Origin of the sequence: Arthrobacter sp. NPDC058097 (assembly GCF_042884885.1) — a bacterium.
Lineage (GTDB): Bacteria > Actinomycetota > Actinomycetes > Actinomycetales > Micrococcaceae > Arthrobacter.
In genome coordinates this window covers 375,642-388,075 of record NZ_JBHVSZ010000001.1, presented here as the reverse complement: position 1 = coordinate 388,075, position 12,434 = coordinate 375,642, and the positions used below count along the sequence as shown (strand labels likewise).

Below are 12,434 nucleotides of genomic sequence, written 5' to 3'. Positions count from 1 at the left end.
GGGATGTCCACAAGACAAGTCAACGGATCAGGCGGCGGTAATTCGGCCTGCAATTGCGCGCGCGACACCGTTGTCAGAGCCGCGACAGCGAAGTCCACCGGAAGAGCCGTTGTTAGGGTGGATTCATGAAACGCAGCCTCCTCGCACTGTCCCTGCTCCCTGCCGTCGTCCTGCTGTCGGGCTGCGCCCAGGCGGGGGAAGCAGCCCAGAATGCGGCGAGCTCGGCGGCGTCCCAGGTTGCCAACGCAGCGGCCGAGCAGGTGAAGGGCCAGATTTGCACAATCATCGAGGACGGCCTGGTCAGCGCCTCGGACAAGGCAGCGCTCGCGGGCCTCGTCGCCGGGGCAGAGACAGCCGGCGTGCCCGCCGAAATCACCGGACCACTGAAGGCGATTGCCGAGGCCGGAGATCAGGTTCCCAGCAATTCTGTCCGGGAGCTCCAGAAGGCCTGCGCCGCCGCTTGAGGCCATGCTGCCTGCGCAGCCTGCAATAATCGGAACCAGCAGTTGCGGGGGCTCTGAAAACGGCCGGCCGTGACGGGCAGCAGCGTTAGTTTCGGGCCGATTACAGCAGACGAGGCGGACATATGAACGTTCCCAGCCAGCAGCACGCGACTTCCCATGAGATCTCTTCCCCTGCAACACCTTCCCCGGAAACCTCTTCCTCCGAAACGTCAGCGAGCAACGGAAAGCCGGTAGCCAATACCGCAGTCAATCCCGAGCTGCTGCGCTGGCTGGCGGAGGCCTACGGCGTTGGCACGTCCTACCAGGGCTGGGACGGGCAGCCGCACGAGGTTGCGGCCGAAACCCTAATCCGCGTCCTGGCCGCGCTTGGCGTACACGCGCACACCGACCAGCTCATCGAGCACGAACTGGCGGAGGCGGAACTGGCGCCCTGGCGCAGGATGCTGCCGCCCGCCGTCGTAATCCAGGACGGCACGCCGGGGCAGGTGAGTGTCCATGTCCCGCACGGTTCGCCCGTCCGGATGTGGGCTGTCACCGAGGACGGGCGTCAGCTGGAGGCGGTCCAGGAGGACGTCTGGGTGGAACCCCGTGACGTGGACGGCGTTCTGACCGGACGGGCCACCTTCGCCGTGCCGCAGAATACGGGCCTTGGGTGGCACACCCTGCGTGCCGAGGCGGCAGGGGTGGTTGCGGAGGCCACGCTGGTGGTGACCCCCGCGCGGCTGTCCACGGCAGCCGACCTCGAGCAGCGCCGCGGCTGGGGGCTGGCGACGCAGCTGTACTCCGTCCGTTCTAAGCGGTCCTGGGGCGTGGGCGATTTTTCCGACCTCGCCGAGCTCGCGGCTGTGGCCGGCGCACGCGGGGCCGACTACGTTCTGGTGAATCCCCTGCACGCCGCCGATCCCGTGCCGCCGCTGGAGCCGTCGCCGTATTCGCCGTCGACCCGCCGGTTCTTCAACCCGCTGTACTTGCGGATCGAGTCCATTCCGGAACTGGCGTACCTGAAGCCCAAGAAGCAGGCCCTCGTCCACAGCCTCACGAAGCAGGCACGGAAGCTGAACAAGGACGCCACGCGCCTTGACCGGGACAAGGTCTACTCCGCCAAGCTGGCAGCGCTCGAACTGATTGCCGGCGTCCGCCGTTCGCCCTCGCGGCAGCACGCGTTTGAGGACTACTGCCGCAGGGCCGGTGCAGGCCTGGATGACTTTGCCCTCTGGTGTGCCATCCGTGAAGACCTCGACGCCGACGACCCGTTTTGGACCGACCCAACGGCTGCGCTCGGCTCGCCTTTGGCGGAGAAGCTCAGGGACGAGCTGGCGGAACGGATCGAGTTCCACCGCTGGCTGCAGTGGCTCTGCGATGAGCAGCTCGAATCGGCGCAGCAGGCCGCACGCAACGCCGGCATGCGCCTGGGCGTGGTGAATGACCTTGCCGTCGGCGTGGACCTGCAGAGCTCCGATGCCTGGACACTGAGCGGCGTTCTTGCCCCCGGCGTCAGCGTGGGCGCACCGCCGGACATGTACAACCAGCTGGGCCAGGACTGGCACCAGCCGCCGTGGCACCCCACCCGCTTGGCCGAGGCCGGGTACAAGCCGTTCCGGGAGATGCTCGCGACCGTGCTGCGGCATTCGGGCGGCATCCGGGTGGACCACATCCTCGGCTTCTTCCGGCTGTGGTGGGTGCCCGAAGGGAATTCGCCGGTTGACGGCGCCTACGTCCGGTTCGACCATGACGCCATGATCGGCATCCTTGCGCTCGAGGCCCACCGTGCAGGCGCCGTGGTGATCGGCGAAGACCTCGGCACGTTCGAGCCGTGGGTCCGGGATTACCTCGCCGCCCGCGGCATCCTGGGCACCTCGATCCTGTGGTTTGAGAACGACGGCGACGCCCCGCTGCCGCCCGAACGGTACAGGCTGCAGGCGCTCTCCAGCGTGAATACCCACGACCTGCCGCCCACGGCCGGCTACCTCGCCGGCGACCACGTGACGCTGCGGAACGCGCTGGGGCTGCTGGAGCGTTCTGCGGAGGAGGAGCGCCTGGAGCACAACGCCAAGCTGGAGAAAATGATGGACCTGCTCCGGCAGCGCGGCCTGCTGTCGTCCACCGACGCCGGTTCCGAGCAGGAACGGATCGAGGCGCTGCACCGGCTGCTCGCACAGACTCCGTCGGTCCTTCTCGGCGTGGCGCTCGTGGATGCGGTCGGCGAACGCAGGGTGCAGAACCAGCCCGGGACCACCTCCGCCCAGTACCCCAACTGGCAGGTGCCGCTGGCCAACTCCGACGGGGACGCCGTGCTGATCGACAGCCTCGAGGACGACGACAGGTTCAACTCCCTGCTCGCCGCGGTCGAGGAGGCCATGCGGGCCTAGCCGGCCGTGATCACGTGCGTGGTGTGGCTGTACCGGAAGGTGACCGGTCCGCCGTCGTGGTTCAGCACGATATTGGAACCGTTCGGGGCGCCATCCAGGCCGTAGTTCTCATCCCAGGAGCCGTTGATGGCCGCCTTGAATTCGTACTGCCCGGCCGGAAGGTCTGCGGTGAGTTTCCACAGGTGGTCCGCCGGATCGAAGGCCATGAACGCGGCCTCACATGCCGGCTGCCAATCATCCGGGCAGCCCATCTCGCTGTTCAGGCTTCCCGCTACGGTGACCGAGTCCGGTTGCGGCGCGGCGCCCACCACCACCGTCCGGACATTGCTCACCACGCCCGATACGTCGAGCTTTGCCCGGTACCGCACCCCGGTTCCGTCGGCGAGGTCGAGGGCGGCCAGGTCATCCGCCACGGTGTACGCCGGGGACGAATCATCGCCCGAGCCGACGGCTGTCCATGGCCCGCCCGCGACGCTCCGCTCGAAGCGCACCACGTGGCTGGCCTTCTCCGGGTCGGCCGTGGCAACCACGTCCACATTCCCCTGGACGGTGCTGCCTTCGGCCGGCTGCTGAATGGTCAGCACCGGGTCCGGCACCTCAGCGGACCGCGAAGTGCTGACCGACGTGCGGCCGGCGTTGGTCAGGACCACCGCCCGGTACTCCACGGCAGTGCCGGGATTCAGGTCCGAAACATCGTGGAAGACCCGGTACGGCGCGGTGTCATCGGTGCCCACGGGCTCCCAGTTGCCGCCCGGAGTTCTGGCCTCGAAGGTGACCTCATAGAACGAGGTGCCGTCGACATCGGCGGTCACCTGGATCCTGCCGTTGTCCCCGGCGGTGGTGGTGGCGGACGCAGCGGTGGCCGCGGCGGAAACGGGTGCCTGCAGCGTGACGGCGGGGGCAGCCTTCTCGCGGGGGATCCGGCCTGATGACTGGTAGACGACGGCGGACAGCGGCGGCACCGTGACGGTCAGCTTGCCGTCGACCGAGGTCCTGGAGGTTGCGGCTGCGTCGCCGTAGAGAAGGCTGTAATTGCGCTTGGCGATGTAGGTGGGAACAGCGGCGGTCTGTGGCTTCTCGCTGTTGTTCAGCGCCACCACGTACTCGCGCTGGTCCTTGGCATCGGTGCGCGAGAAAGCGTAGATGCCTGGTCCGTCCGAGGCGTACCGGTGTTGGTGGGCACCGTCGCGCAGGGCGGGATGCTCCTTGGTCAGCTGCGCAAGTTCGCGGATCTTGGCGTAGAGGGGATGCCCGGTGTCGAAGTTGTCCGTGGAGTGGGTGGCATCCGTGCCGAGCAGGTCATCGTCGAGGTAGTCGGGCACCTTGCTGGCGAACAGCGTCTGGCGGGCGTCCTGGTCGCCGCCGGGGCCGGTGAATCCCTGCTCGTCGCCATAGTAGACGACGGGATTTCCGCGGGATAAGTACATGAGCTCGTGGGCCAGTTCATCGCGGGCCACGCGTTCGGCGTCGGTTGATCCGGGGTTGTCGGTGCTGATGAAGCTGCCGATCCGGCCCATGTCGTGGTTCCCCAGGAAGGTGGGCAGTTGGTAGACGTTGGAGTCCGCGTCGGTGTACCATTCGTCGGCGGCGAAGAAGGTTGCCAGCTCTTTCGCGCCCTGGCTTTTCGAGGCGAAATTGCGAGCCGCGTCCTGGAACGGGAAGTCGAGCACGGCCTGCATCCTGTTGCGGGTGGTGAACTGGCTCGTGAAGCTCTTGGACGTGTCGAAGACCTCGCCGAACATGAAGAACTCTTCTTTGCCGTGCTCCCTGGCGTAGGCGAGGACCTCGGGCCCGAACTGCTGCCAGAATTCGTCGTTGACGTGCTTCATGGTGTCGATGCGGAACCCGTCCACGCCGAAGTCCCTGATCCACGTCTCGTAGATGTCCGTCATGCCGGCCACGACTGTCGGGTGCTCGGTGAACAGGTCGTCCAGGCCGAAGAAGTCGCCGTAGAAGGAGTTCTCGCCGGCGAAGGTGGTGTCGCCGCGGTTGTGATAGAGCGTCGGGTCATTGAGCCAGGCCGGAACCTTGAGGTTCTGTTCCGCCGGATCAAGCACCGGTGTGTACGGGAAGGAGGTCTCGGCGTCGAGCTTGGGGAAGTCCGCCCGGCCCGCGAAGTCCCGGTCATCGAAGGCTTCACCCGAGGCGGTGCGGTATGGCTCCTTGTCCTTGGAGACGTAGCCGGTGCGGGCACCCTCCTTGTAGCCGATGACGTCCGCGGTGTGGTTGGTGATGATGTCGAAGTACACCTTCATGCCGCGGGAGTGCGCCTCGTCGATGAGGGCTTTCAGTTCGGCGTTGGTGCCCAGGTGCGGATCGATCTGGGTGAAGTCCGTGACCCAGTAGCCGTGGTAGCCGGCGGAGTTGTCCTCGGGCTGGACTGCCTTGTTCTTGAAGCTGGGCGTCAGCCAGATCGCCGTGGTTCCGAGGCCCTGGATGTAGTCGATCTTGTCCAGCAGGCCGTTCAGGTCGCCGCCGTTGTAGAAGCCCTTGCGGGTGGGGTCGAAGCCGGAAACCATCGGATCCGGTCCCAGCCCGCCCTGGTCGTTGCCGGCGTCGCCGTTGCTGAATCTGTCCGCCATGACGAAGTAGAAGTTCTCGCCGGTGACCGGAGTCCGGAGCGAATGGGCACCTTTTCCCGGTCCGGCGCCCGGTTTGGTGTCCGACGGCGGTCCAGGGGTTCTGTTGGTAACTGCGGCTTGGGTGGGTGTCTGGGCTGTCGCGGCGCCCGCGGCTGTCGGGGCTGCCCGAGTTTGTGGGGCTGCCTGCGCGGGCAGGGCCGACGCAGCCAGCAGGACGAGAGCGCCGGTTGCCGCCAGGGCTGCTCGCGTGGGCTTGATCGGACCGGCGGTGGGGCGCGGGGAATTCAGGCGAGGGACGGTGAACATGTTGGACCTTCCGCAAAGCAACGTTGCTTGTCCGGGTGGGGAAGCCCGGAATCCGTTAGGGTGCCGACTCGTCCAAGGCGGGCCCGATCACCGATACCAGGCCCTTGATGGGACCGTATTGGCAATGACTGATCCTGTATTGGCTTTGTCGATTGCGGTTAGCTTGCCACAATCAGGGCCGTGGGGGAACCCGCAACGAGACGCTGAAGAGGGCCTTCCGGGAGGCCGGTCCGGACGTCCAGGCGGAAGGTGGTGATGTCGTGTGAGCGCTCGTGGGCCACGTGAAGCCATTCGCCGCGGACCAGGTGATGACGGGGCCAGTCGCCGCTGCTGGCGAAGTCGCCGAGCGGGCGAAGCGGGCCGCCCTCTGCTGATGAGGTCAGCTCCAGCACGCTGATGCGGTTGGAGCCCCGCACGCCTACATACGCGAACCGCCCGTCCGCCGACAAGGCAATTTCGGCCGCGGAGTCGCCATCCTTCGCGCCCTCGAACGTCGCTGGCCCCTGGCCGACCAGTTCAAACTTCCCCGACGCCGAGGCGGCCCGGGCTGCGAAGACCTCGATCGAATACTCGGAAACGACGAACACCGTTCCATCGGAGTGCTGCACCAGGTGGCGGGGGCCGCTGTCCTTCGGCAGCACCACCTCATGGTCCAGCACCAGGCCCGTCCTGGGAACGTGGTTCCAGACTCGGAGGAGATCGTGGCCGAGGTCGGTGGTCATGATGCGGCCGTCGGCGAGTACCAGGCTGGCGTGGGCGCGGCTGGGGCGGTCGTCCCGGTGCGGGTCGCTGGATGCTGCCGCCGGAAGGCGGCGGGCGATCCCGCCGTCGTCCGTCAGTTCGTAGAGCAGCACCTGGCCGTCGCCCCAGCAGGCGACGATCAGGAACTTGCCCTGCGGATCGACGGTGACGTGGCAGGCAGCTTCGCCGGCTGCCCAGGGCTCGCCGACGGCTTCGAGGCCGAATTCTCCACGCCGCCGGTACGCCTGGACGGTTTTGGCGTTCTCACCAACGGCGTAAACCATCGGCAGTTTCCGGTGCACCGCGACGAACGACGGCGAGTCCGCCTTTGCGGCCGTCCCGCGCCAGATGAGCGTCCCATCAGCGTTGGCCGATACGGCCCCGATCCCGGCCCCGTGCCCGCCGCTGTCCGCGGTGTAGGAGCCAGTCCAGATGAGCGTGTGGTTTTCGCTGTGGGTCATCGTTCCATCCTGCCAATGATTGCCGGATTCGGCGTCGGATAACATGGTTTTTTGCAGAGCCGATTTGAGTGCCGGGCACGCTTACATGTGCCCGTTTAGTACTACCCCGGGAGGTGAGAACAATTCACGCAACGCCAGCTTGGGTTCTCCCTGCCCGCCGCCTTACGGACCGTCAAGGTCAGTAGGACATATGCACGGAGCGCCCATCATTCAGCCGAAGGACGCATCCATGCCTGTTCAATCACCGCTTTCCCGCTCCACCGTCATCAGCAGGCTGCGCGCTGCCGGCTGTGTCTTTGCCGAGGACGAAGCGGACCTCCTCCTTTCGGCCGGCCTTGCCTTCGATGGGCTAAGGCACGCCGTGCAGCGGCGGGTCGACGGGTTTCCGCTCGAGCACATTCTGGGCTGGGCCGAGTTTTGCGGCTTGCGGATCCGGGTCGAGCCCGGGGTCTTTGTGCCGCGACGCCGGACGGAACTGCTGGTCCGGGAGGCTGCCGCGATCCTGGGGGCCGCGGGGTCAGGGCCGGCCGAGTCGGCGGGGTCGGCGGGGTCGGAGCCCGCTGAGCCCACCGGGCCTGCTGGCATCACCCCGCCCGTGTTGCCATCGATGCCCCCGGTTGTCGTTGACCTGTGCTGCGGCTCCGGCGCTGTGGGCACCGCGCTGGCCATATGGGTGCCCGGCATGGAGGTGCATGCTTCCGACGTCGACCCGGCCGCGGTGCAGTGTGCCCGCCGCAACGTGGTGCCAGCGGGCGGAGCTGTCCATGAGGGTGACCTCTACTCAGCCTTACCCGCTCGCCTTCGGTGCTCCGTGGACATCCTCGCGGTCAATGCCCCCTACGTGCCGACGGAGTCCATCAGCAGCATGCCCCATGAAGCCCGCGTTCATGAGCCGCGGGTGTCGCTCGACGGAGGGCCCGACGGTCTCGACATCCAGCGCCGGGTGACCGCCGAAGCCGCGGACTGGCTTAGGCCGGGAGGGCACCTGCTCATCGAAACGAGCCGGCTGCAGGCTCCGCATACCGCAGCGGCCATGGTCGATGGGGGCCTAAGTCCGCGGATTGCCACGTCGGCTGAATTGGACGCGACAGTGGTGATCGGGCAGCTGTTGTAACTCGCTTGGGGATGCGGGGCCAGCCCCCGCTCGCCACGAAGCGGCACTTCCCGTGGACGCGGCCGCTCCGCTTGAGTCCAATCAGCCGGGCACGGTCTTGCAGGTCGGGTCTTTGCGGCGGGGTCATGTTTTGTGGTGGTGGTTTTGTCGGGGTTGTTGGCGTGGTCGATGTGGGGTGGCGGGATGAACCAGGGGATCCCGTTTTTGATGTGGATTTTCCACTGTTCCTTGTGGATCAGATGGTGGTGGTGGGTGCAGAGGAGGACGCCGTTGTCGGTGTTGGTGGGTCCGCCGCGGGACCAGTAGGTGATGTGGTGGGCTTCGCACCATGGTGCGGGGATGGTGCAGTTGGGGAAGGCGCAGCCTTGGTCGCGGGTGTTGAGGGCTTTGCGGATGTGGGGCGGGAAGATGCGGGTGGTGCGGCCGATGTCGAGGATGCGTCCTTGGGAGCCGAGGAGGACGGGGATGATGTCGGCATCGCAGGCGATTTTGCGGATGGTGGAGGCGGTGACGGGGCCGGTGTAGGCGAATGTTCCGCTGCCGGTGGCCGCGCCGGTGGGCTCGCCGGGTGTGGCGAAGAGGTCGGTGCCTGTCCAGTTGGTGCCGGGCGGGGGTGTGGCGAAGAGGTCGGTGCCGGACAGGTTGATGCTGGGCGGGTCGGTGCTGGCGACGTTGGTGCTGGGCCGGTTGCCTGTTTGGGCGTCGGGTTCGATTGTCTGCGGGGCGTCTGTGCTGGTGTCCGGTTCGGGCCAGGGTTCGCTGGTCTGCCAGGTGCCGGTGCGGTTTCTCTTTGGGGCGTAGCGGGGGCCGCGGGTGGCGGTGGTTTGGATGCTGTTGAGGAGGTCCCGGTAGCCGACGGTGACCATGACTTGGGGGCGGAGTCCTCCGGTGGTGGGCAGGGTGCCGGTGGCGAGGGCGGCTTTGGACGCGCCGACGAGGCCGTCGAGGCGTTGTTGGGCGGGGGTGCGGCGGTCCAGGTCGGGGAGCGGGGTGGGGGTGTTGAAGGCCGTGTCGGGGTCAACGGCGGCGCTGTCGCTGCCGGCGCTGCCGTCGTTGTCGCCGCCGGGGTTGCTGTCGGTTCCGCAGGTGGTGGTGTTGGGTGTGGTGGTGCGGGGGTTGGTGGCGGTGTTCATGACGGTGGTGAGGACTTCGTATTGGTCGGTGGTGGCGCGGATTTCGAGGTGGTGGAGGCCGCCGCGTTTGTGGTGGATGAAGACGCCTTGGCGGTGGCGGAGGTTTTCTTCGGATGGTTCGGTGCCGTCCTGGTCGAGGGCGTCGATCCAGCGGTGGGCGATGCGGGTGAGGAAGTCGTGGTCGTTTTCGATCGCGGTTTGGGTGAGGTTGTGTTCCATTTCGGCGATCAGGGCGGGGTCGGGGGTGTGGCGGACTTTGTCCAGGGCGGTAGTGATGGTGGTTCCGGCGCGGGAGGAGATGGTTCCGGCGGTGAGGGCGGCGGCGGTTTCTTCGTGTTCCGGTGGCAGGGGGCGGCCGGCGAGTCCGGTGCGGGGGAGGGTGGCGTTGGCGAGGGCGAGTCGGCGGCGTGCTTCGGGGGTGCTGATCCGGAGCCGGGTCCGGAGGAACTCGGCGGTGTTGCGGGCCCCGTCATCGGCCGGGGACCAGCCCACCGCAGAGGCAGGAGCCGAGGCAGGCGGGGCGGCGGCATCGGAGGGATGAGCGTCAGGAGCCGGGGCGGGTTCGGGTTCGGTGCCCCAGCCTGTGGTCCAGCCGGCGGCGCGGCTGGCGGTCGCGGCGGCGTTGATCGCCTCGGTTCGTGTCCGGTCCACGGCCGCGGCGGCGGCTACTTGCAGGTGTTCGACGCGGCGGGAGAGCTTCTCGTTCAGTTCAGCGAAATCGGCCGCCTGAAGGAAGTTGGCCGTGGCCAGCTCCTCCGGCGCCGAACTGGTGGCCGAGTCCAGCAACGCCAAGGCCGCCTTCAGATCGGGCGTCGCCAGCGTTGGGGACGCCAGTTCAGTAGCTGCCTTGGCAGCTGATGCCGGGCCGTTCATGTCCGGGGCGGAGTGACCGGACCGGAGGCGGCGGCAGCGCCGCCGTCGGACGCGTCCTGAATAGCGGCCTCAGAACGGGAACCGGCAGCGGGGGCTTCGGAGGGAACGCTGCGCAGCCGGCGGGCAGGCAGCAGAGCGGCGGCACTTAGGCCCGAGACGTCAGTCCCGGCTGCAATGTCCGCTCGATCCTCCCCAAAGGCTTCCATACGAAAACTATCTCAACGGGGTCTGACAGTAATGATGAAATTGGCTTGTGCCGGCGGTGAGGTCGGCGGCAGCACCGCCGTCGGACGAAGATGTGTCCGCAACGACGGTGCCCGTTCCGGCAGAAGCCGGACGCCCGGAAGCGGGAACGCTACACAGCCGGGCAGCACGCAGGCCGGGCACTGCTGCCCGGCCTGGCATACTTCCCGCGCTTTCCCCGGTGGCTTCCATAGGAAAACATTGTCAGAGGCGTCTGACATTTTTAGTTCTTGCCGCCCCGCCCGGGATGCGGGCTCAAGCAGCCAACCTTGGAACTACTACTGGGAGCTACTACTGCTTGTCCGGATGCACGTTCGTGGCAGCTCCGGCGGACGTGGCACCGCCCTCGTCTGTCCAGTCCTGGCCCGTGCTGGCGTTGAGCGCCGGATCGGACTCCACATCGGAAGTGCCGAGGTTGACCGTCTCCGGATGGGTGCTGTGCGCGGGCACGTGGCCGCTGTCTGTAGACGTACCAGATGCAGAAGTGCCGGCGGAAGCTGTACCGGCGTCACCCGGCTTTGGTGCATCGCGGTGCATGGCGGAGTCGAGTACCGTTCCTGCCCGTCGCGCGGCTTCGGCCAGCTGGTCGCCCACCTCAGGGGCCTTTTCTTTGACGGCTTCCTTTGCTGCCGTGACTTTGTCCTGGACCGGCTTGCTGTCCCAGATGCCGGCGGCCCGTGCTTTGAGCTTGTCGTACGCTGCCCGGCCGGACCTGGATCCGAGCACATAACCTGCAGCGATTCCGGCGCCGAAGAGAAGTTTGGATTTCATGATGATCTCCTACTCTTGAGGGGGATCTGTACGATTTGGTTCGGCCAATACGGCCTGGGGGTGGGAAACCGGCCCCGGGAAGTTCCCCGGAGCCGGTTCCGGCGCTGCTCTACCAGCGACTTTGTCTAGCGGGCCGTGCGCTTGGTAATCATGCCGTAGACCAGCAGGACGATCAGTGCGCCCCCAATCGCGAGCAGCCACGTGGACAGCGAGAAGAACTCGTTGATGCCAACTCCGAAGAGCGCGCTGCCGATAAAGCCGCCGAGAATTGCGCCAACCACGCCAAGCAGCAGCGTGATGAAAATGCCGCCGCCCTGCCGTCCGGGGAGGATGGCCTTAGCAATGGCTCCGGCAATGAGGCCAAGAATCAGAAATGCGAAAAAACCCATCTTTTAATCGTTCCTTCTTCATCTAGAGGAGTTACCCGGGTTGCCGGGTACGCTTCGTCCTTCTGCTCAATACTAATCATGCTTACTATTTTTTTGCCAGTCGCCTTCCAGTGAGGGGCGGACGGCAGTGCGCACCCGGGGCCGGGCGTCAGTGGCCCTGAACGTCGGAGTTTACGCCCGCCTCCGGGCCCTCATCGAGGGTGCTGATGGCGGTCAGGTCTTCCTCATCCAAGGCGAAATCGAAGACGTCGATATTCTCTTTCATCCGCTGCGGATCCGCGGACTTGGGGATGGCCACGAGACCCTGCTGGACGTGCCAGCGCAGCACCACCTGGCTCACTGTTCGGCCGTGTTTGCCCGCGATTCGGTTCAGCACAGGCGCAGACAGCAGTCCGGATCCGGCACCCAGTGGACTGTACGACTCTGTGACAATCCGGTGTCCGTCGTTGTAGGCTCGGTCGGCCGAACGGGTCACCGAGGGGTTGAGTTGGATCTGGTTCACGGCCGGGACAACCTCGGTCTCCCACATGAGCTTTTCCAAATGGGCGGGCTTGAAGTTCGAGACGCCGATCGACCGGACTTTCCCTTCGCCCTGGAGTCGCTCAAACGTCTGCCACGTGGAGATGAATTCTCCACGGCGGGGGAGCGGCCAGTGGATCAGCAGCAGGTCGACATAGTCCAGGTTCAGGCGTTTCAGCGAGCCTTCAAGTCCGGCCGTGGCCAGATTCCCTCCCTGGAATTCCCCGTCCAGCTTGGTGGTGACAAAGAACTCTGTCCGGTCCAGTCCGCTGGCCCGGATTCCGGAGCCGACACCCGCCTCGTTCCCGTAGCGCACGGCCGTATCGATGTGCCGGTACCCGGCTTCCGCAGCGCGTACGACGGCGTCACTCACCTCCCGGTCGTTCAGCGGCCAGGTTCCAAGGCCGATCTGAGGGATCCGGTTGCCGTCGTTCAGTTCGATGACTGGTGCGAGTGCCATGCGGAAGAG

General features: G+C 66.5%; 9 protein-coding genes and 1 pseudogene. 3 read left to right on the top strand and 7 right to left on the bottom strand.

Features of this window, described 5'->3' with window-relative positions:
* Positions 1–125: 125 nt before the first annotated feature.
* Both ACFVTE_RS01850 and malQ read left to right on the top strand, forming a co-directional pair.
* On the top strand, positions 126–464 hold the full coding sequence (locus ACFVTE_RS01850; protein WP_387096039.1) for a hypothetical protein: 339 nt from the start codon (positions 126–128) through the stop codon (positions 462–464).
* Positions 465–586: 122 nt separating this feature from the next.
* A complete protein-coding gene (gene malQ, locus ACFVTE_RS01845) occupies positions 587–2,833 on the top strand; it encodes a 4-alpha-glucanotransferase (RefSeq protein ID WP_387096036.1) in 2,247 nt (748 codons plus the stop codon).
* Here the strand turns inward: malQ and ACFVTE_RS01840 are convergent.
* Positions 2,830–5,721 (bottom strand): alpha-amylase family glycosyl hydrolase, encoded by a 2,892-nt coding sequence (locus tag ACFVTE_RS01840; RefSeq protein ID WP_387096033.1) that lies wholly within the window; start codon positions 5,719–5,721, stop codon positions 2,830–2,832. The genes malQ and ACFVTE_RS01840 overlap by 4 nt on opposite strands.
* 158 nt (positions 5,722–5,879) lie before the next feature.
* Positions 5,880–6,923: a lactonase family protein gene (locus tag ACFVTE_RS01835; protein ID WP_387096031.1), complete on the bottom strand. Its 1,044-nt coding sequence runs from the start codon at positions 6,921–6,923 to the stop codon at positions 5,880–5,882.
* A gap of 43 nt (positions 6,924–6,966) precedes the next feature.
* Here ACFVTE_RS01835 and ACFVTE_RS01830 point away from each other — a divergent pair, with 43 nt between their 5' ends.
* Complete coding sequence (locus tag ACFVTE_RS01830; protein WP_387096028.1) at positions 6,967–8,037, top strand: putative protein N(5)-glutamine methyltransferase; 1,071 nt, start codon at positions 6,967–6,969, stop codon at positions 8,035–8,037.
* A gap of 123 nt (positions 8,038–8,160) precedes the next feature.
* Here ACFVTE_RS01830 and ACFVTE_RS01825 read toward each other — a convergent pair.
* The 5 genes and pseudogenes from ACFVTE_RS01825 to ACFVTE_RS01805 form a co-directional block, all read right to left on the bottom strand.
* Positions 8,161–10,043 (bottom strand): annotated as a pseudogene (locus tag ACFVTE_RS01825) (DUF222 domain-containing protein).
* Positions 10,040–10,249, bottom strand: a complete 210-nt coding sequence (locus tag ACFVTE_RS01820) for a hypothetical protein (RefSeq protein WP_387096026.1) — start codon at positions 10,247–10,249, stop codon at positions 10,040–10,042. Before ACFVTE_RS01820 ends, ACFVTE_RS01825 begins: the two are co-directional and overlap by 4 nt.
* A gap of 328 nt (positions 10,250–10,577) precedes the next feature.
* Positions 10,578–11,057, bottom strand: a complete 480-nt coding sequence (locus tag ACFVTE_RS01815; RefSeq protein ID WP_387096023.1) for a hypothetical protein — start codon at positions 11,055–11,057, stop codon at positions 10,578–10,580.
* Positions 11,058–11,182: 125 nt separating this feature from the next.
* Positions 11,183–11,446: a GlsB/YeaQ/YmgE family stress response membrane protein gene (locus ACFVTE_RS01810; protein ID WP_354262656.1), complete on the bottom strand. Its 264-nt coding sequence runs from the start codon at positions 11,444–11,446 to the stop codon at positions 11,183–11,185.
* A 148-nt stretch (positions 11,447–11,594) separates the two neighbouring features.
* A complete protein-coding gene (locus ACFVTE_RS01805) occupies positions 11,595–12,425 on the bottom strand; it encodes an aldo/keto reductase (RefSeq protein WP_387096020.1) in 831 nt (276 codons plus the stop codon).
* Between the last annotated feature and the right edge of the window lie 9 nt (positions 12,426–12,434).

Bases quoted from the DNA above. Each gene is read 5' to 3' on its own strand.
- ACFVTE_RS01850 (WP_387096039.1), top strand. From the start codon at position 126: ATGAAACGCAGCCTCCTCGCACTGTCCCTGCTCCCTGCCGTCGTCCTG.
- malQ (WP_387096036.1), top strand. From the start codon at position 587: ATGAACGTTCCCAGCCAGCAGCACGCGACTTCCCATGAGATCTCTTCC.
- ACFVTE_RS01840 (WP_387096033.1), bottom strand. From the start codon at position 5,721: ATGTTCACCGTCCCTCGCCTGAATTCCCCGCGCCCCACCGCCGGTCCG.
- ACFVTE_RS01835 (WP_387096031.1), bottom strand. From the start codon at position 6,923: ATGACCCACAGCGAAAACCACACGCTCATCTGGACTGGCTCCTACACC.
- ACFVTE_RS01830 (WP_387096028.1), top strand. From the start codon at position 6,967: ATGGTTTTTTGCAGAGCCGATTTGAGTGCCGGGCACGCTTACATGTGC.
- ACFVTE_RS01820 (WP_387096026.1), bottom strand. From the start codon at position 10,249: ATGGAAGCCTTTGGGGAGGATCGAGCGGACATTGCAGCCGGGACTGAC.
- ACFVTE_RS01815 (WP_387096023.1), bottom strand. From the start codon at position 11,057: ATGAAATCCAAACTTCTCTTCGGCGCCGGAATCGCTGCAGGTTATGTG.
- ACFVTE_RS01810 (WP_354262656.1), bottom strand. From the start codon at position 11,446: ATGGGTTTTTTCGCATTTCTGATTCTTGGCCTCATTGCCGGAGCCATT.
- ACFVTE_RS01805 (WP_387096020.1), bottom strand. From the start codon at position 12,425: ATGGCACTCGCACCAGTCATCGAACTGAACGACGGCAACCGGATCCCT.